We start from the raw sequence: 21,405 nt of genomic DNA on the forward strand, positions 1-21,405 counted from the left end.
GAGTTTGATTATTTAATTTCACTCAAATTACTAAGTCCAAATTAACGAAAAATAACACTAAATTACCTCTCTAATTAGAATTAAATGGTCATTTATTCACGAAAAGGATTTCGAGGTTTTCGTTATTTTTGATGAAGAAATAAAAGAATATTACACTAAAAACTGAAACAAATCTGGCTTATCATTTAGGTAATCTCCAAAGAAATTACTGTCTTTCATTCTTTTTATTAATGGCTCTAAATCTCGAGAAGATTTTAGCTCTAAACCAACAACAGCAGATCCATTTGTTCTATTATTTTTCTTAGTATATTCAAAATGAGTAATATCATCATTTGGCCCTAAGATTTCAGCCACAAATTCTTTTAAAGCTCCAGCTCTTTGGGGAAACTTCACAATAAAATAGTGTTTTAAATTTGCATGCAATAAAGCTCGCTCTTTAATCTCTGCCGTTCTTGTAATATCATTATTACTTCCACTTACAATACAAACAACATTTTTTCCTTTAATTTCTTCAGAATATTGATCTAAAACAGCAATACTTAAAGCACCTGCAGGTTCAACCACAATAGCATCTTTGTTATACAAATCTAAAATTGTCTGACAAATTTTTCCTTCAGACACTGTAATTACTTCAGCTAAATTTTGTTGACAAATAGCAAAGTTTAAATCACCTACTTTTTTTACTGCGGCTCCATCAACAAAAGCATCAATTTTATCTAAAGAAGTGTTTTTATTTTTTCTGATGGATGTTTGCATAGAGGGCGCTCCTTCTGGCTCAACACCTATTATTTTTGTTTCTGGTGATAGGTATTTAAAAACTGATGATAACCCTGATGATAATCCTCCACCTCCAATTGGCACAAAAACATAATCAATTTTTTCTTTAGTTTGATGCAGTATTTCTAAACCAACAGTTGCTTGCCCTTCTATTACTTTTTCATCATCAAAAGGATGAATAAAGGTTTTATTCTTTGAATCACATTCTAATTTTGCAGCATCAGAAGCATCATCAAAAGTATCACCTTCAATTACAATTTCAATAAAATCCTCACCAAACATTTTTACTTGGTTAATTTTTTGATTTGGAGTTGGAGAAGGCATAAAAATTGTACCTTTTATCTGCAATAATTTACAAGACAAAGCAACACCTTGTGCATGATTTCCTGCACTTGCACAAACAATTCCTCTTTGTTTTTCATCATCGCTTAATGAAGACATTTTATTGTAAGCTCCTCTAATTTTATAAGAACGAACCACTTGTAAATCTTCTCTTTTAAAGAGAATAGTAGCTTTCAATTCTTTTGAAAGATTAAAATTTTTACTCAATGGTGTTTCAGAAATAACTCCTTTTAAGTTTTTAGCAGCTACTTTTATATCTTCTAAACTTGGGTAATATATTTGCTTTTTTTGCATGGATCGAATATAAAAAGAAAACCTGTCAGATTTTGATATCAGACAGGTTTTTATCAAATTTAAAAACTTACTTCACTTAAGCAGTTTTTACAACTTTCATTGCTGTCATCGCTGTTCTTAATTTTGTACCAACAATTTCTACTGGATGATTTCTAATAATCGCGTTAATTTTAATCAACTCTTGGTTATCAACTCCGTTTTCTGTACTGAATTGCTTACCAATAACATTTGTAGAAACTGTTTTCATAAAATCAGTTAATAAAGGTTTACAAGCATGATCAAATAAATAACAACCATATTCTGCAGTATCAGAAATTACACGGTTCATTTCTGCTAATTTCATTCTTGCAATTGTGTTTGCAATTAATGGCGTTTCGTGTAAAGATTCATAGTATGCAGAAGCATCAATAATTCCAGATTCTGTCATTGCTTCAAAAGCCAATTCTACACCAGCTCTTACAAAAGCTACTAATAAAGTTCCATGATCAAAATATTCTTGTTCTGGAATTTCATCTGTAGTAATTACTTGTTTTTCAAAAGCAGTTTCGCCTGTTGCAGCCCTCCAAGTTAATAAGTTTTTATCATCATTAGCCCAGTCTTCCATCATTGTTTGTGAGAAATGACCTGTCATAATATCATCCATATGTTTTTGAAACAATGGACGCATAATATCTTTTAATTCTTCAGACAATCTAAAAGCTTCAATTTTTGCAGGATTAGATAATCTGTCCATCATGTTAGTGATTCCTCCATGCTTTAAAGCTTCAGTTACAGTTTCCCAACCATATTGAATTAATTTTGCAGCATAACCAGCTTCAATTCCTTCTTCAACCATTTTATCAAAAGATAAAATTGCTCCTGTTTGTAACAAACCACATAAAATAGTTTGTTCTCCCATTAAATCAGACTTTACCTCAGCAACAAAAGAAGATTCTAAAACTCCTGCTCTGTTTCCTCCAGTTCCAACTGCATAGGCTTTCGCTTCTGCCCAACCTTTTCCTTGTGGGTCATTTTCTGGGTGAACCGCAATTAATGTTGGTACACCAAATCCTCTTTTATATTCTTCCCTAACTTCAGATCCTGGAGACTTTGGCGCCACCATGATTACCGTTAAATCTTCACGAACTTTCATTCCTTCTTCTACGATATTAAAACCATGAGAATAAGATAAAGTTGCTCCTTTTTTCATTAAAGGCATTACTGCATTTACAACATTTGTATGTTGCTTATCTGGAGTTAAATTGATTACCACATCTGCACTTGGTAACATTTCTTCATAACTACCAACTTCAAAATTATTTGAAGATGCATTGATGAAAGACTGTCTCTTTTGATCGATAGCAGCTTGTCTTAAAGTATAAGAAATATCTAAACCAGATTCTCTCATATTTAAACCTTGGTTTAAACCTTGTGCTCCACAACCTACAATAACAATTTTCTTCCCTACTAATGCTTCTACTCCGTCTTCAAATTCTGAAGCGTCCATAAAACGACATTTTCCTAACTGCTCTAATTTTTCTCTTAATGTTAATGTGTTAAAATAATTTGACATTTTTATTTATTTAGTTGTTGTATGTTTCTAGTAATGTTGATATTTTCATTTCTTCTTTGGTAATAGCAATTCTCCCTGAACGAGTGTACTGCATAATTCCAAATTCACTTAATTGATTATGTAATTCTACAATTTCTTCTTTTCTTCCTGATTTTTCAAGAACAAAAAAGTCTGTATTTACAGTTACAATTCTAGCGTTACTTTCTTTTATGATATTCTGAATCTGACGTTCTTCAAATAACAATTCTGATTTAATTTTAAACAAACCAGAAATTTGATAAATTGTTTCATCATCATCATGATAATACGCTTTAATAACTTCTACTTGTTTTTCTATTTGGCCAATAATTTTCTTAATATTTACTTCTGTCATGTTTACAACAATCGTAAATTTAGAAACGCCTTCTATTTCTGATGGAGATGTATTTATACTCTCTACATTTATATGTCTTCTTTGGAAAATTGCTGAAATTCTATTCAACAATCCAATATTGTTTTCAGTATAAATTGATACTGTAAATAGTTGTTTATCTGTACTCATATTATTCTAATCTTATATCTGAAACACTTGCTCCTGTAGGAATCATAGGAAATACATTATCTTCTTTCTCTACACAAACTTCTAAAAAATAAGCTTCTTTACTTGCCATCATTTCTGCAACAGCATCTGCCAATTCTTCTCTTTTTGTAACCTTTTTAGCTCTTATATAATATCCTTCTGCAATTGCAACAAAATTTGGATTAACCATTTCTGTTGATGCATAACGTTTGTCAAAAAATAATTGTTGCCATTGGCGTACCATTCCTAAAAAGTCGTTGTTTAAAACTACTACTTTTACTGCTGCTTTTTGCTGAAAAATGGTTCCTAATTCTTGAATTGTCATTTGGTAACCTCCATCACCAGAAATAGAAACAACTTCTCTATCTGGAGCTGCCATTTTTGCACCAATTGCTGCAGGTAAACCAAAGCCCATTGTACCTAAACCACCAGAAGTAATATTACTTTTAGTCTTATTAAATTCGGCATATCTACAAGCAATCATTTGATGCTGACCAACATCACTTACAATTGCAGCATTTCCTTTACTTTGAATATTGATTTCTTTTAAAACCTCACCCATTGTAATTCCTTCTTTTGTAGGATATAAATCATTTTTAATTACTTTTTCGTATTCAATATCATATAAATCAGCAAATTTCTGACGCCACTCTGGATGTTTATTTTCATTTAATAAAGGTAACAACAGCTCTAAACTTGCTTTTGCATCACCTAAAACAGCAATATCTGTTTTTACATTTTTATCTATTTCTGCAGGATCAATTTCAAAATGAATAACCTTAGCTTGTTTAGCATAAGTTGATAAACTACCTGTAACACGATCATCAAAACGCATTCCTATTGCAATTAAAACATCACATTCATTAGTTAACTTGTTTGGTGCATAATTACCATGCATACCAACCATACCTATATTTAATGGATGAGAAGTAGGAATTGCAGAAGCTCCTAAAATGGTCCAAGCAGAAGGAATACCTGCCTTTTCAATTACTGCCTTAAACACTTCTTCTGCTTCACTTAAAATCACTCCTTGTCCCCAAACAATTAATGGTTTTTTTGCTCCATTAATTATTTTTGCAGCAGCTTCTAAGGAAGCTACATCTGTTTTGGGTACTGGATTATAACTCCTTACTTTTGTACACTTCTCATAAGAAAAATCAAATTCTTCTATTTGTGCATCTTTTGTAATATCTATTAAAACAGGACCTGGCCTACCACTTTTTGCAATATAAAAAGCTTTTGCTATTGCTTCTGGTATTTCTGAAGCTTTCGTTACTTGATAATTCCATTTTGTAACTGGTGTAGAGATACCAACAATATCAGTTTCTTGAAAAGCATCACTCCCCAATAAATGAGAAAAAACTTGACCAGTAATACACACCATTGGTGTAGAATCTATCTGTGCATCTGCAATACCAGTAATTAAATTTGTTGCTCCTGGACCAGAAGTAGCTATTGCTACACCTACTTTTCCTGAAATTCTTGCAAATCCTTGTGCAGAATGTGTTGCTCCTTGTTCATGACGTGTTAAAACGTGATGAATTTTATCTTGATATTTGTATAATTCATCATAAACTGGCATAATTGCTCCACCAGGATAACCGTAAATTATATTTACATCTTCTTCAATTAAGCATCTTACAATTGCTTCGCTACCAGAAATTTTTTCTGTAACTTTTGTTGAAGTTTCTTTGTTTTTTATGGTTTGTGTTTCCATATTTATATATTATTAAGCATCTGTAACACATCCTTTAGATGCTGATGCTACTGATTTTGCATATTTGTATAAAATTCCTTTTGTATGTTTTAATGCTGGTGCAACCCAATTTGCTTTTCTTGCTGCTAATTCTTCATCAGAAATTAAAACATTTATTGAATTGTCTTCTGCACTAATTCTAATTCTATCTCCTGTTTCTAAAAGCCCTATTGCTCCTCCAGATTGAGCTTCTGGTGTAATATGTCCAACCACAAAACCATGCGTTCCTCCAGAAAAACGACCATCTGTAATTAAAGCTACAGATTTCCCTAAACCTGCACCCATAATTAAAGAAGTTGGTTTTAACATTTCTGGCATTCCTGGTCCTCCTTTAGGTCCAACATACCTAATGACGACTACATCTCCTCTTTCTACTTCTCCATTTGAAATACCTGTATTTGCAGCTTGTTCACCATCGTAAACCACTGCTTTTCCTTCAAAAAGTAAACCTTCATTTCCAGAAATTTTTGCTACAGCACCTTCTGTTGCAAGATTTCCATAAATTATTTGAATATTTCCTGAAGATTTTAATGCTTTATCTTTTGGATATATTACATCTTGATCATCAAACTCCATCGCTTCTACATCTGCTAAATTTTCAGCCAATGTTTTACCAGTAACAGTCATACAATCTCCATGTAAATAACCTTCTTGTAATAAATATTTCATAATTGCAGGCGTACCTCCAACTCCATGAACATCTTCCATTAAGTATTTACCCGATGGTTTTAAATCTGCAATTAATGGAGTTCTATCAGAAACTTTTTGAAAATCTTCTAATGTAAACTCAATATCTGCAGCGTGTGCAATTGCTAAAAAGTGCAACACAGCATTTGTAGATCCTCCTAAAGCATTTACTAATGCGATTGCATTTTCTAAAGATTTTTTAGAAATGATATCTAAAGGTTTTAAATCTAATTCTAATAAATTTTTAATTGCTAAAGCTGTTCTTTCTGCTTCTGATAATTTATTAGGATTTTCTGCAGGAATTGATGAATTATAAGGCAATGCAAATCCCATACATTCTATTGCTGAAGCCATTGTGTTTGCAGTATACATACCTCCACACGCTCCAGCTCCTGGAATTGCTCTTTTTATAATTTCTCTATATTCATCTTCTTCTATTTCTCCCGCTACTTTTTGACCTAAAGCCTCAAATGCAGAAACAATATTTAATTTTTTTCCTTTGTAATTTCCTGATGCAATTGTTCCTCCATACATCATAATTGATGGACGATTTAAACGTAACATTGCTATTACTGCTCCAGGCATATTTTTATCACAACCAACAACAGAAACTAAAGCATCATAACTTTGAGCATTCATTACAGTTTCTATAGAATCTGCAATAATATCTCTTGAAGCTAATGAATAATTCATACCAGAAGTTCCCATAGAAATACCATCTGAAACTCCAATTGTATTGAATCCTAAACCGACTAAACCCGCAATTTTGCTTTCCACTTTGAGTTCTGCAGCCAAATTGTTTAAATGCATATTACAAGGGTTACCATCATAACCAGTACTTGCAATACCAACTTGTGCTTTTTGCATGTCTTCATCAGTTAAACCTACTGCATACAACATTGCTTGTGATGCTGGCTGAGATTCATCTTGTGTTAATCTGCTGCTGTGTTTGTTTAGTTTCATCTACTATTTTGTTCTATTTGTTGACTAAATTACTATGTTTCTCTATTTTCATTGAATAAAACTCAATACTATTCTTTAAATTCAGGTGTTAAAAAAACAATTTATTTAATTGATTTACAGTTACTTAAATTATTTTTATTATGACATTCAATCCCTAAAATAATTTCATAAAAAAACCCTCCAATTTACAGGAAGGTTTTATTTAAAAATATATTATAAATATCACTTCCCTATCATGCCGTAATAATTACGATGACTATGATAATAGAAATAATATTTAATAATTGATTGTTCATATTCTCAACAAATATTTAGAAAATAATTTTATTTATCCAAGTAAATTCTTACTTTTTTAAATTATAGTACTTTGCCCCATATAAATGTTTCTAAAATTCATATTGCTATCTTCTTGATTGGCAATATAATCTGCAATAAAATCACCCACTTTTGCAGTAGAAGCTGAGTACTGATTTTTACCTTTTAAATCTTGAGTTACAATACCTAAATCTAACGATTTTTCTACTGCTCTTTGTATTGCATCTGCTTCGTCGTGCAAGCCTAAATGTTCTAACATCATAGCTGCTGATAAAATGGATGCTAAAGGATTTGCAATGTCTTTTCCTGCTGCTTGAGGATAAGAACCGTGAATTGGCTCAAATAATGCGTTTTTTTCACCAATTGAACTTGATGCAAGTATTCCTATAGAACCTCCGATTACGCAAGCTACATCAGAAATAACATCTCCAAAAAGGTTTTCTGTTAGAATAACATCAAACTGTTTAGGATTTAAAACAATTTGCATTGCTGCATTGTCTACAAACATAAAATCTAACGTTACGTTTTTATATTGTTTTGCTATTTTTGCAACTGTTTTTCTCCATAAACGTGAAGTTTCTAAAACATTTGCTTTATCAATTAAAGTTACTTTTTTCTTTCTTTCTTGTGCTGCTTTAAAGGCTAAATGGGTTATTCTAGAAATTTCTTCTTCTGTATAAGAACACACATCATAAGCAGATTTTCCATCTTTACTTAGTTCTTTTTTTCCAAAATAAATTCCTCCAGATAATTCTCTATAAATAGCAATATTTGTACCTGAAATGATTTCCTTTTTAAGCGGAGAGTTTTTTACTAATTTAGGATATGCCTTTACAGGTCTGATGTTACAAAATAATTCTAACTCTTGTCTTAAACGTAAAAGTCCTTGTTCTGGTCTTATTTTTAAAGTTGGATCGTTATCATATTTTAGTTCTCCAATTGCTCCGAATAAAATTGCATCTGCATTTTTACAAGTTTCAATGGTTTCTTTTGGTAAAGGATCTCCTGTTTGCTCAATTGCACAAGCTCCCATTTGAGCTTCTTTATATAAAAAAATATGATCATAAACTTCAGCAACAGCTTCTAACGCTTTTTTTGCTTGATTTGTTACTTCTGGTCCAATACCGTCTCCTGGAATAACTGCAATTGTGTACTTCATACTAATATTATAAACTCAAACTTATTCTGTTATCAAAGGTAGTTGATTATTTTAAATAGTTGGCTTAAAATTCTCAACTACCATTGAAGACAAAGTTTGCTATATATTTTTTAAGACGTTGCTACTTTAGATGTTTTACTAACTTCCTTCATAATATTATGAATATCCTCGTCTTTAACCTCTTTTTGCTTATCTGCAGTTTCTAAGAAAGCATCATACGCAATATCTAATTGTACTTTGGTTAATTCGTAACCTATCTTTTTTGCTCTGTAAGCTAATGCTGCTCTACCACTTCTTGCAGTTAAAACAATTGCACTTTCTGTAACACCAACATCTTCAGGATCCATAATTTCGTATGTTTCTCTGTTTTTTATTACTCCATCTTGATGAATTCCAGAACTATGCGCAAAAGCATTTGCACCAACAATTGCTTTATTTGGTTGTACAGGCATTCCCATACTTTCACGAACCATTATACTTGTATCGTATAATAGTTTTGTATTGATACTTGTTTCTAAATTTAAATACGGATGTTGTTTTAACACCATAACAACTTCTTCTAAAGCTGTGTTTCCTGCTCTTTCTCCAATACCATTAATAGTACACTCTATTTGACGCGCTCCATTAATTACACCTGCAATTGAATTTGCAGTTGCCATTCCTAAATCGTTATGACAGTGACAAGAAAGAATTACATTTTCTATACCTTTTACGTTTTCACGTAAATATTTCATTTTTGCTCCATATTCTTCTGGCAAACAATATCCTGTTGTATCTGGAATATTTAATACAGTTGCTCCTGCTTTTATAACAGCTTCGCAAACTCTTGCTAAATATTCATTATCTGTTCTACCAGCATCTTCTGCATAAAACTCTACATCTTCTACAAAAGATTTTGCATAAGAAACTGCTTTTATAGCTCTTTCTATAACAGCTTCTCTAGACGAATTAAATTTGAATTTTATATGAGAATCACTTGTACCTATACCTGTATGGATTCTTGGATAATTTGCATATTTAAGTGCTTCTGCAGCAACTTTAATATCATTTTCTACAGCTCTAGTTAAACCACAAACTGTTGCATTTTTTACAATTTTTGATATTTGGGTAACTGAATTAAAATCACCAGGACTAGAAACCGGAAAACCTGCTTCAATTACATTTACACCTAATAAATCTAACCTTTCAGCAATTACTAGTTTCTGAGTTGTATCTAACTTACATCCAGGAACTTGTTCTCCATCTCTTAATGTCGTGTCAAAAATTTGAACTTTATTATCTTGCATAATTTTTGTTAAGATTATCTTATTTAATCTCAAATGTATATATTGAACTTAAAATAAATAGTTATTTTTACCAAACAGTACGATTCCTAATATCATTTACAAAAACATAAGTATTTAATTATCAGTTTTTTATGAGCAAAAGTGTTACATCAGCCAATCAACAAAATGATGCTCTTTTTGTTTTAATTAAGTCATTAACTAAATCAGAAAAGAGACAATTTAATTTATATGTAGGTAGATTAGGTGGAAACATCGATGCTAAGTTTTTTTCTTTATTTAAATTTTTAGAAAAACTAAAAGTTTATGATGAAAAGGTAATTATTGGAAGTGGAATTGTTTCTAAACAACAACTCTCAAATTTAAAAGCACATCTATACAAACAAATTTTAATTAGTTTACGATTGAATCCTGCACATAAAAATGTGCGAATTCAAATTAGAGAGCAATTAGATTTTGCAACTGTTTTATATCAAAAAGGATTATACAAACAAAGTTTAAAATTATTAGAAAAAGCTAAAAACATGGCTTTGGATAATGAAGAAAAAAACATTGCTTACGAAATTGTTGAGCTAGAAAAAGTAATTGAAACACAATACATTACAAGAAGCTTAAGCACCAGAGCAAATCAACTTTCTATTCAAGCAAAAGAATTAAGTCAAGACAATGTTATTGCTAGTAAACTTTCCAACTTATCTCTTCAACTATATAGTCACTTAATACAAAACGGCTATGTAAAAAATAAAGAAGAACTTAAATTTGTTGACAAATACTTTAACGATAGAATGCCTAAATATGATTATAAAACTTTAGGTTTCAGAGAAAAATTATGGTTATTTAAGGCTCATTTATGGCACAGTTTTTTAATACAAGATTTCTTATTAAGCTATAAATATGCTAAAAAATGTGTAGATTTATTTGATAGCCAAAAATTAATAAACATACATCCTGTTTTCTATTTAAAATCTAAAAATTACTTACTAGAAGCTTCTTTTTTAGTAAAAAAAGTTTCTACTTTTAAAGAGGAATTAAACTTTTTTGAGTCTGAAATAGACAAAAAAGAAATACCAATGAATACCAATACAGAGTTATTGATATTCTTATACTTTTATTCTAACAAATTGCATTTACATTTCTTAGAAGGTTCTTTTGAAAAAGGTGAATATTTGGTTGATATTATCAATACTAAAATTGATAAATATAAAAACAGATTAGACAATCATTATATTGTCTTGTTATATTATAAGATTGCGTGTCTATATTTTGGAATGGGTAAAAACAAATTATGTATTGCCTATTTGCAAAAAATAATTCGCTCTAAAAACATAGGTTCTGCTGAGGATTTACAATGTTTTGCTCGAATTTTAAATTTAATTGCACATTATGAATGTGGTTTAGATTACGACTTAGAAAGACAGTTTGTAGACACCTACAAATTCTTACTAAAAATGGAAAACCTACAAGAAGTCCAAAAGGTTTTCTTAACTTCTATTAGAGACTTGAGTGATGTTTTTCCGCATGAAATTAAGAATGAATTCAAAAAAATTCATGCTAAATTAAAAGTATTCGAAAATCATCCGTATGAAAAAAGAGCTTTTTTATATTTAGATATTTTATCTTGGCTAGAGAGTAAAATTCAAAATAAACCTATTGCTTTAATAATTAAAGAAAAGACAAATCAACTTGCTAAATAATAGTAAAACAACATTTGAAATAGGATATTTTTAATAATTCTGCATAAATCAGTTAAAATCACGAAATAATCACAATTGAAAGGCTAAAAATTAAATAATACTACTATTTTTGCTTTGTGAATGTATCTAATACACATATTAATTCTTCAAAAACTACAAGTGTAGTTTGTACTTCTATGCGCACAATTACTCGCACAATTACAACGATTACCCTTTAGGGGTTCTGCTATATTCATATCACCTTAGGTTATATATTGTTTCTAACAACACAGAAACAAACTCAATAAAAAATTAAATTACACAAACTATTCATTCAAAATGAAAGTATTAAAATTTGGCGGTTCATCTGTCGCAAGTTCAGAAAAAATACAAAAAGTCTTAGCAATTGTAGAGGCAGCGTCTAAAAATCAAAAAGTTGCAGTAGTCGTTTCTGCTTTTGGAAAAACGACTAACAATCTTTTAGCAGGTGCAAATGAAGCTTTAATAGATATTAATAAAGCAAAAGAAATTATTAAAAATATAAAAGAATTGCATTTTAATGTTATAGACGATTTAGTTGTTAAAAATAAACAAGAAGTTGCTGAAGAAGTTGCTGCTTTATTTGAGAGACTAATCTCTATATATGAAGGCATCTTTTTATTACAAGAATTATCAGATAAAACCTTAGCAAAAGTTTCGAGTGTTGGAGAAAGACTTTCTTCATACATTATTGCTAATGCTGCAAAAGAATTGTTCGATGCTACTCATAAAGAAAGTAGAGACTTAATTATTACAAATAATGAGTATTTAAATGCTCAGGTAAATTTTAAAGCTACTAATAAAAATATCACTTCTTTTTTCGAAGAAAACAAACATCAAGTTACACTTTTAGGTGGATTTATTTCTTCTAATCTTGATAAAGAAACAACTACTCTTGGAAGAGGTGGATCTGATTTTACTGCTTCCATTTATGCTGCAGCTTTAAATGCTGATGAATTACAAATCTGGACAGACGTTAGTGGTATGTTTACTGCAAACCCAAGGGTTGTAAAACAAGCGTATCCTATTTCAGAAATTTCTTATGAAGAAGCAATGGAATTGTCTCATTTTGGAGCAAAAGTTTTGTATCCACCAACAATTCAACCTGCATTAAGAAAAGAAATACCAATCAGAATTAAAAATACTTTTGAGCCAAAAAGTGCTGGAACTTTAATCTGTAAGCATCCTAAAAACGGAAATGAAGTTAAAGGTATTTCTCACATAGAAGACATCAGCTTAATTACTTTAGAAGGTGGAGGAATGATTGGAATTCCTGGTTTTTCTAAACGTTTGTTTGAAACACTTTCTGTAGCTAAAATAAATGTTGTTTTTATAACACAGGCTTCATCAGAACATTCAATTTGTGTAGGTGTTTATGAAAATGATGCTTTAAAAGCAAAAGAGCTTTTAGACGAAACTTTTAACATAGAAATAGGCAAGAAAAAAATAAAGCCAATTATTATTGAAAGTGATTTAGCAATTATTGCTGTTGTTGGCGAAAGCATGAAAAACTACCAAGGTTTAAGCGGACAAATGTTTGCTGCTTTAGGTAGAAATAATGTAAATGTTAGAGCAATTGCACAAGGTTCATCAGAAAAAAACATTTCTGCTGTTATCAATAAATATGATGCAAAAAAAGCTTTAAATATTTTACACGAGCAGTTTTTTGAAGAAAGAAAAAAACAGTTAAATTTATTTGTAACTGGTGTTGGTAATGTTGGTGAGCGATTTTTAGCGCAACTACAACAACAAAAGGAATTCTTAAAAGAAAACCTAAAATTAAAAATTAGAGTTATTGGAATTGCGAACTCTAGAAAAATGGCTTTTAATAACAGTGGAATCGACTTAGATAACTGGAAAGAAGCATTAGAAAACGGAGAACCAACAACTTTAGATAGTTTTCACAAAAAAGTAAAAGAAGCAAATCATAGAAATAGTGTTTTTGTAGACAACACTGCAAATCAGCAAGTTTCTGAAATCTATGAAAAATATTTAAGAGATAGTATTTCTGTAGTAACTTGTAATAAAATTGCTTGTGCATCTAGCTTTGATAATTATAAAACTTTAAAAGAAGTTTCTAGAAAATACAACGCTTCTTTCTTATTTGAAACTAATGTTGGTGCAGGTTTACCAATTATTGATACACTTAAAAACTTAATCAATTCTGGAGATAGAGTAAACAAAATTCAGGCTGTTTTGTCTGGGAGTTTAAATTTTGTTTTCAATAATTTTGATGAAGATTCTACTTTTCATGATGTTGTTGCTGCAGCTCAAAAAGAAGGATATACAGAGCCAGATCCTAAAATTGATTTAAGTGGTGTTGATGTTGCTCGTAAAATTTTAATTTTAGCCAGAGAAAGTGGTTATCAAATGGAATTAGAAGACATTGCTAACAATGCTTTTTTACCTGAAGACAGTTTAAAAACTGATAATAATGATGATTTTTACGAATCCTTAACAAAAAACGAAGCTCATTTTCAACAAATATATAAAAAAGCTTATGACAAAGATTGTCGTTTAAAATATGTTGCAGAATTTATTGATGGAAAAGCAAATGTTGGTTTACAACATATTCCTGCAGATCATCCTTTTTATAATTTAGAAGGAAGTGATAATATTGTATTGTTTTTTACAGATAGATATCCAGAAAATCCTTTATTAATAAAAGGAGCTGGTGCTGGTGCAGATGTTACAGCTTCTGGTATTTTTGCGGATGTAATTAGAATTGCTAATCAATAAGGTGAGTATTCAGTTAGCAGTAGCAGTTTTCAGTAATTAACTGACTGAAAATTATTTCTGAAATTGATAAACTAAAAAAATAAATAAAATGAGTATTCAGTTTTCAGTTAACAACTGACTGCAAACTGAAACTGAATACTGCAAACTGAAATTATGGATTATTTAAAAATATTTGCTCCTGCAACTGTTGCTAATGTTTCTTGTGGATTCGATTCTCTAGGTTTTGCTGTTGATGCGATTGGAGATGAAATGACGTTTACAAAAACAACTGAAAAGGGTGTTAAAATAACCAATATTACGGGTGCAGATTTAACATATGATGTTGATGAAAATGCAGCAAGTGCAGTTGTTAAAAAAATATTGAATGAAGCAAATGCTGATTTTGGTGTTGAACTTACAATTCACAAGGGTTTTTCTCCAGGAAGTGGTTTAGGTAGTTCTGCTGCTAGTGCTGCAGGTGCTGCTTTTGGCGCAAACCAATTATTAGGAAATATTTATTCTGATTTAGAATTGACAAAATTTGCCATGTTTGGTGAAGAAGTAGCTTGTGGAACTCCGATTGCAGACAATGTTTCTGCTGCAGTTTATGGTGGTTTTGTTTTAGTAAGAAGTTACAATCCATTAGAAATTATAAAACTACCAATTCCTAGCGAATTAAGAGTTGTTGCAATTCATCCGCAAGTAGAAGTTAAAACAAAAGATGCAAGAGAAGTTTTACCTACAGAAATTGCACTAAAAGATGCAGTTACTCAATGGGCAAATGTGGGGGGATTAATTGCTGGTTTATATGCTGGTAATTACGAATTGATAAAAAATTCTTTAGTGGATATTATTGTAGAACCAGTTCGTAAAACATTAATTCCACACTTTGATGATGTAAAGAACGCTGCTACAAAAGCTGGAGCTTTAGGTGCAGGAATTAGTGGTTCTGGCCCAACAATTTTTGCACTTTGTAAAGGAGATGAAGTTGCAAATGAAGTATACAAAAGCATAGAAGAAAGTTATAAAAACACAGGAATTGATTTTGAAATGTTTATTTCGAAAGTGAATCACGAAGGAATAAAAATATTATAGAATGTCTCCTCGAGCGCAGTCGAGAGGTCTTATTTAGATCTCGACTGTGCTCGACCTGACAAACCAAAAACCAAAAAAAATGAACTATTACAGTTTACATCATAAATCACCTAAATCAACTTTTAAAAACGCAGTTGTACAAGGTTTAGCTAAAGATAGAGGAATTTATTTTCCAGACAACATTCAGCAACTAACAAAAGAATTTATCGAAAATATTTCTGATTATTCGAATCATGAAATTGCTTACGAAGTAATAAAACAATTTGTAGGAGATGAAATTCCTGCAGAAAAATTAAAAGAGATTGTTGCAAAAACAGTTTCTTTCGATTTTCCTTTGGTAAAGGTTGATGACAATATTGCTTCTCTAGAATTGTTTCACGGACCAACAATGGCTTTTAAAGATGTTGGCGCAAAATTTATGGCACAATGTTTAGAGTATTTCAATAAAGGTAATGATGATGAAGTTACAGTTTTAGTAGCAACTTCTGGAGATACAGGAGGAGCAGTAGCAAACGGATTTTTAGGTGCAAAAGGTGTAAATGTTGTTATTTTATATCCTTCAGGAAAAGTAAGTGATATTCAAGAAAAGCAATTAACAACTCTAGGACAAAATATTACTGCGCTAGAAGTTGATGGTGTTTTTGATGATTGCCAAGAAATGGTAAAAACTGCTTTTTTAGATGAAGAAATTACGAAAACATTAACCTCTGCAAATTCTATAAATGTTGCACGTTGGTTACCACAAATGTTCTACTTTTTCTTTGCCTATAAAGAATTACACAAAAAACATAAAGATTTAATTTTTTCTGTTCCTAGTGGAAACTTCGGAAATATTTGTGCAGGAATCATGGCACAAAAATTAGGTTTACCTATTAAACACTTTGTAGCATCTACAAATGTAAATGATACCGTTCCTAATTATTTAGTAGATGGAGTTTACAAACCAAAACCCTCTAAAGCAACCATTTCTAACGCAATGGATGTGGGTAACCCAAGTAATTTTATCAGAATACAAGAATTATTTAATAATGATTTAGAAGCTCTTAAAAGCGCTTTTTCTTCTTATAGTTTTTCAGATGATGAAACTCGCGAAACAATGAAAGAAATCTACAATAACTCTGGTTATATCGCAGATCCTCATGGAGCTGTTGGTTATTTAGGTTTAAAAAAACATGGATTAAAAGAAAACGAATTTGGCGTTTTTCTAGAAACTGCACATCCAGTGAAGTTTTTAGATGTTGTAGAAGAAACTTTAACGGTAAAAGTTGAAATTCCAGCACAAATTAAAAAAGTAATCAATAATACTAAAGTAGCTTTTAAAGCTTCAACTTATGAAGATTTGAAAGCTTATTTGATGAAATAATAAAATAAGTTCCTTTTATAAAAGTAAGTGAAATTGAAAAATTAATGCTGCTTTAACAACAAAAAACTCAATTTAATCCATACATTTTTTTTGTATGACTTAATAGAATTTCATTTATACCGAACTTTTAATAAAAACACCTTTGATATGAAAAAACTATTTTTGCAATGGCAAAAAGCTTAACGTATCTATCAACTTCGAAAAGGAGACAAGTTAGCATCCGTAATTTGTGTAAAAATTAGGATACTAACTTGTCTATGTCTTAATTGATAAGAATCTTTTTAGAAGAAACAACATTACCTTTATCATCATGAATCTTTAATATATAAACTCCTTTTGAGAAAGAACTAACGTCTAATTCCATAGTATTTTGATTATAAGATTTAGCTTCTATTTGTTTTTTTCCAAGAACATTATAAATACTAATTTTTATATCCTGAAACTTACTGGAGTCAAATTTAATTTTCAATACGTCATTTACTGGGTTTGGAAAAATAAAAATATTTTCTTTTTCATTATCAAATTCTGAAATTGAAAGACTTTCTAATTTCACTCCATTAATAACTAATGAAAAATCCTGTAAGCCATCTTTTAATGTCCCTTTATGACTAACGTTTACAGTATATTGTCCTGCATTAATATTTTTAACATTAATTATTTCGACATTATCTCTATAATTATCACCTTTAGAAGCTTCATCAGTATAATTATTATGGTCGTTATTAGGCTGCATCATCCACGGATAATATGTTTCTGTATCTGATACAACTCTTACATCTAGATCATTTATTAACATTGGAGTAGCATCGTTATAAAGCTCATCCTTTAGAGGCTCAGCCGCTGGATCATTCCAGCAAATAGCTACCGATAATGGTTGTGTTCCATCTACATTTATTTTTACAGAGTAGGTATCATCTTGATTTAATGTTAATTCCGAAATTATTGCAGACGCACCGTTATTTGTAATCACCTCCGCAGCTTTAAAAGCATTAAACAATCCCCATCCGTTAGAAAAATCTGGACCATCGTATTCACCCGCTTCATCAGTAGTGCTTAAAATTAAAGCTTTAGCAGTTGTAGCTTTCATATAAACGGAGTTGCTATCATAATAATGTTGTTGCAATAATGCTAATCCACCAGAAACAATAGGTGCAGCAAATGAACACCCATTTCCTGAACTATAATTTGAATCATTAGCTTCTCTTGTAGAATAAGATGAAACACCAACAGCAGTGATATCGGGTTTAATTCTCCAGTCATCAGTTGGTCCCCAACTCGTAAAATAAGCTTGTTCTACCGATTCTGGCCCTGTGTAATTTAATACATCTGAAGATGCCCCAACAACAATTGAATTTTTACCCAGCTTATTACTAGCAAGTAAATCATACCTAGAGCCTCCAGGATTATAGCCTTTATTACCGTTGTTTGATGCTCCTGTACACATAATTAAATAAGGTGCATTATAAGAAATATCATCCCACCATTGTGAGTATTGGTTATAAATACCGTATTTCTCATAATTCGTACCAGGATTTGCTATAATATAGGAATGACTTGATATTAAACCTCCAGCGGCAGCCCAAGCTGGTACCTCAGAAATCCAATTTGTTGTATCATATGATTTAATAGTTGCTGAAGGTGCCATACCTTTGGATTCAGAAACTACACCTGAAGCTATTAATATTCCTGCAATATGTGTTGCATGCGAAGCAATAGTTGTATTATCAACCACTGTAATATTGTTATTGAATTCTTGATGCGTAATTCTTGGAGATCCCAAATCCCATAAGCCAAACTCAATACCGCTACCATTTAAATTTAATCCCGAACTACCCCCTGTTCTAATAAGATCAACTTTAGAAGATTCTGCAGAACTTTCATTTTCTAAAGAATAATATACTGGACTTCCTGATTTATCAAAATGAGAAAAATAATTTTTAACTCCTTTATTAGTACTGATGATTTGTTCTACTTTCTTATCCTTAAATTGATTTTGTATCTCTAAGAATTCTTTTGAAATCTGATTGAGCTTTTCAACATTTGTATGACTAATTATAATTTCTCTGTCTTTTTCATTCTGAGAAAACAGTTCTAATGATAAAAAAAAAGCAAGAACTAAGATGTTATTTTTTTTCATAAATATTTATAGTTTTAAATTATTTGTTAAAAGTATTTTTTTTATTGATTAATCAATAAATTAGGGTTACACTTATACTACACTATCTGTTTTTAAGGTCATTTTACTTTTTAAACCAATTTTCAATAATTTCTTTCTCTATGTTTTGTTTGTTTTTATGAATAAATTCATTTTTAAGAGCATTATATTCATAGTCATTAGTCCAAGTTGAAAAGTTCTTAGCTACTTTTTTAATAGCCTCACAAATAAATTCAATTTCAGTATTGGTCATTGTGGGGTGAATAGACATACGTACCCAACCTGGACGTTCTATTAAACAACCTTCCAATATTTTTAATTCTAAAGATTTTGAAGTAAGTCGGTCTACATTCAACAAATAATGCCCATAGGTTCCAGCGCATGAACAACCTCCTCTAGTTTGTACACCAAACTTATCGTTTAAGAGTTTTACTATCAAATTGTAATGGGCGTTTTCAATATAAAAAGAAAAAACACCCAAACGGTCTGTGTTCTTAGGTGCTAATATGTTTAAATTTTTGATTTTTGATAATCTTTCAAATACAATAGCATTTAATTCGTGCTCTCTATCTAAAATATTTTGGATCCCCATTTTTTCTTTCAACTGTATAGAAAGTGCAATTCTAATCGCTTGTAAAAACCCAGGTGTTCCTCCATCTTCACGAGATTCTATATCATCTATAAAGTCATGTTCTCCCCAAGGATTGGTATAACTCACAGTACCTCCTCCAGGGTTATCAGGAACTAAGTTTTTATAAAGTTTTTTATTAAAAATTAAAACCCCTGTTGTCCCTGGACCTCCTAAGAACTTATGAGGTGAGAATGTGATAGCATCTAAATATTCTTCTGCATCAGCAGGATGCATATCTATTTGAACATAAGGTGCCGAACACGCAAAATCGACAAAGCACAAACCGTTATTTTTGTGCATTATTTTGGCAATTGCATGATAAGGTGTTCTAATCCCTGTAACATTAGAACAACCTGTAATTGCGGCTATTTTTATAGGAATTTCTTTATATTCTTGCAACAAGTTTTCGAGACTTATTAAACAAGGCAAACCTTCTGTATTTGAAGGAATCACTTTTACTCGTGCTATGGTTTCTAACCAAGAAGTTTGATTCGAATGATGCTCCATATGTGAAACAAAAATGATAGGCCTTTTTTCTTCAGGAATATCAGTATGCGCTTTCAGGTTTTCGTTAATTTTGATTCCTAAAATACGTTGAAACTTATTAATAGCTCCTGTCATTCCAGTGCCTTCTGTCAATAACACATCATCACTAGATGCATTAACGTGTTTTTTAATAATGGCTCTTGCATCAGAATAAGCATGTGTCATCACACTTCCTGTAATAGAGGTTTCTGTATGAGTATTTGCTACAAAAGGACCAATAACATTTATAATTTGTTCTTCAATGGGTTTGTATAATCTTCCACTAGCAGTCCAATCAGCATAAATGATTTTTTTTTCTCCATAAGGAGAGACAAAGGTTTGGTTTACACCAACTATATTTTTTCTAAATTCCGAAAAATACTGTTCTAAATTTGATTCTGATACCAATGATTTATTTGAATTAGAAATATCTTTTAAAAAATTTATAATACTCATTATTTTATATTTAAAACATTATTTTTGAAGTTTTCCTTTTTGAAACTATGTATAAACGTTTTCTACACTTTTTTCTATTGTTTTTCTAAAATTTTTTATCCTCAAAATAGCATTCAAAATCAACTTATCTTAGTGTCTACCGTAAATAGTTTTTTTACACTTTCTCTTTTATATACTTATTTAGCTGACTTACAGGTACAACTACTTTTATCAAAAGCTGTAAATCGCCTTTTTGTTTAGATCCTCCAGTATAATGTGCACGTGTAGCACTCACTACACCAACTAGTTGACCTGAGTCGTTAACTACAGGCCCACCACTAGCACCTAAACCAAATTCTGCTGTAATTGACATTCTAGGCTGTGCCTTTTTAGAACTTACATATTTTCTAGAAATAATCCCTTTGGTCATAAAAAAAGTATTTTTAAATGGGTGCCCCATCATATATACATCTTCTCCAACAAGTTCATTTTCAGCCAATGTTAGCGCATTTAATTTCTTACCATTTGTTTCTACTTTCAGGATTGCTAAATCATTAGATTTACTTGCAGACAAAACTTCCGTCACCACATAAACAGTTCCTTCATGATCTACTGCAAAAAGACCATCATATTTAATACCATTTCTAGGCGCAATAACATGATAGTTGGTTACGATTACACCATCTTCGTGAATTACAAAACCTGATGCCGCACTTAAATGTACATTCGGACATTTATCACATAAATAAGATGAACCTATATATAATGTACTTTTCTGCAAGTGATAATACATTTGGTTCCCTGTTTTTTTACCTAGCTTAGTATGAGCTAACTCAACCCCTGAGTTTACTTCAAAGTTTTTAACTCTGTCATCCTTAAGTTTTTCAAAAGGCGTATGCTCATTAGCTGCCACTAACCTATCTACCTCTTTACTTGCTGCTTTTACAAACTCTGAAGCATTTTCTGCTTTATCATCTACTATTTCAATTAATGCATCGTTATCTTCAGAAACACTTTTAGTTGAGTTACAACTGTTAAATACTACTATTAAAAGATATATGATATAATGTATTTTCATTTTATA

14 protein-coding genes are annotated in these 21,405 nt (G+C 30.8%); 4 read left to right on the forward strand and 10 right to left on the reverse strand.

The window, feature by feature from the left end; genetic code table 11:
• Nucleotides 1–150 precede the first annotated feature (150 nt).
• The 7 genes from ilvA to PHEL85_RS16185 all read right to left on the reverse strand — a co-directional run bounded on the left by ilvA (nucleotide 151) and on the right by PHEL85_RS16185 (nucleotide 9,690).
• Nucleotides 151–1,413, reverse strand: coding sequence for a threonine ammonia-lyase (gene ilvA, locus PHEL85_RS16155; protein WP_036827557.1), 1,263 nt, complete (start codon nucleotides 1,411–1,413; stop codon nucleotides 151–153).
• Nucleotides 1,414–1,489: 76 nt separating this feature from the next.
• Nucleotides 1,490–2,965 (reverse strand): ketol-acid reductoisomerase, encoded by a 1,476-nt coding sequence (ilvC, locus tag PHEL85_RS16160; protein WP_036827560.1) that lies wholly within the window; start codon nucleotides 2,963–2,965, stop codon nucleotides 1,490–1,492.
• Between the two features lie 10 nt (nucleotides 2,966–2,975).
• On the reverse strand, nucleotides 2,976–3,506 hold the full coding sequence (gene ilvN, locus PHEL85_RS16165; RefSeq protein ID WP_036827563.1) for an acetolactate synthase small subunit: 531 nt from the start codon (nucleotides 3,504–3,506) through the stop codon (nucleotides 2,976–2,978).
• 1 nt (nucleotide 3,507) lies between these two features.
• Nucleotides 3,508–5,241 (reverse strand): biosynthetic-type acetolactate synthase large subunit, encoded by a 1,734-nt coding sequence (gene ilvB / locus PHEL85_RS16170; RefSeq protein WP_036827564.1) that lies wholly within the window; start codon nucleotides 5,239–5,241, stop codon nucleotides 3,508–3,510.
• Nucleotides 5,242–5,253: 12 nt separating this feature from the next.
• Entirely contained in the window at nucleotides 5,254–6,930 is a 1,677-nt protein-coding gene (ilvD, locus tag PHEL85_RS16175; protein ID WP_036827566.1) for a dihydroxy-acid dehydratase, read from the reverse strand.
• Between the two features lie 352 nt (nucleotides 6,931–7,282).
• Nucleotides 7,283–8,404: a 3-isopropylmalate dehydrogenase gene (gene leuB, locus PHEL85_RS16180; protein ID WP_036827569.1), complete on the reverse strand. Its 1,122-nt coding sequence runs from the start codon at nucleotides 8,402–8,404 to the stop codon at nucleotides 7,283–7,285.
• Nucleotides 8,405–8,514: 110 nt separating this feature from the next.
• Entirely contained in the window at nucleotides 8,515–9,690 is a 1,176-nt protein-coding gene (locus PHEL85_RS16185; RefSeq protein ID WP_081965172.1) for a 2-isopropylmalate synthase, read from the reverse strand.
• A gap of 131 nt (nucleotides 9,691–9,821) precedes the next feature.
• Between PHEL85_RS16185 and PHEL85_RS16190 the strand changes: the two genes are divergently transcribed.
• The 4 genes from PHEL85_RS16190 to thrC all read left to right on the forward strand — a co-directional run bounded on the left by PHEL85_RS16190 (nucleotide 9,822) and on the right by thrC (nucleotide 16,575).
• A complete protein-coding gene (locus tag PHEL85_RS16190) occupies nucleotides 9,822–11,381 on the forward strand; it encodes a hypothetical protein (RefSeq protein WP_036827571.1) in 1,560 nt (519 codons plus the stop codon).
• Between the two features lie 318 nt (nucleotides 11,382–11,699).
• Complete coding sequence (gene thrA, locus PHEL85_RS16195; RefSeq protein WP_036827573.1) at nucleotides 11,700–14,138, forward strand: bifunctional aspartate kinase/homoserine dehydrogenase I; 2,439 nt, start codon at nucleotides 11,700–11,702, stop codon at nucleotides 14,136–14,138.
• Between the two features lie 153 nt (nucleotides 14,139–14,291).
• Entirely contained in the window at nucleotides 14,292–15,212 is a 921-nt protein-coding gene (locus PHEL85_RS16200; protein ID WP_036827576.1) for a homoserine kinase, read from the forward strand.
• Between the two features lie 79 nt (nucleotides 15,213–15,291).
• The gene (thrC, locus tag PHEL85_RS16205; RefSeq protein ID WP_036827579.1) at nucleotides 15,292–16,575 is read left to right on the forward strand and encodes a threonine synthase; all 1,284 of its coding nucleotides are present in this window, start codon (nucleotides 15,292–15,294) and stop codon (nucleotides 16,573–16,575) included.
• Nucleotides 16,576–16,837: 262 nt separating this feature from the next.
• Here the strand turns inward: thrC and PHEL85_RS16210 are convergent, their stop codons facing one another.
• The 3 genes from PHEL85_RS16210 to PHEL85_RS16220 form a co-directional block, all read right to left on the reverse strand.
• Complete coding sequence (locus PHEL85_RS16210; RefSeq protein ID WP_036827581.1) at nucleotides 16,838–18,712, reverse strand: S8 family serine peptidase; 1,875 nt, start codon at nucleotides 18,710–18,712, stop codon at nucleotides 16,838–16,840.
• Between the two features lie 103 nt (nucleotides 18,713–18,815).
• Nucleotides 18,816–20,342 carry an aminotransferase class V-fold PLP-dependent enzyme gene (locus PHEL85_RS16215; protein WP_052108619.1) on the reverse strand — a complete coding sequence of 509 codons (1,527 nt, stop codon included), beginning with the start codon at nucleotides 20,340–20,342 and terminating at the stop codon, nucleotides 18,816–18,818.
• A gap of 154 nt (nucleotides 20,343–20,496) precedes the next feature.
• The gene (locus PHEL85_RS16220; protein WP_036827583.1) at nucleotides 20,497–21,399 is read right to left on the reverse strand and encodes a serine protease; all 903 of its coding nucleotides are present in this window, start codon (nucleotides 21,397–21,399) and stop codon (nucleotides 20,497–20,499) included.
• Nucleotides 21,400–21,405 lie beyond the last annotated feature (6 nt).

This window comes from Polaribacter sp. Hel1_85, from assembly GCF_000766795.1.
Taxonomy (GTDB): Bacteria; Bacteroidota; Bacteroidia; order Flavobacteriales; family Flavobacteriaceae; genus Polaribacter.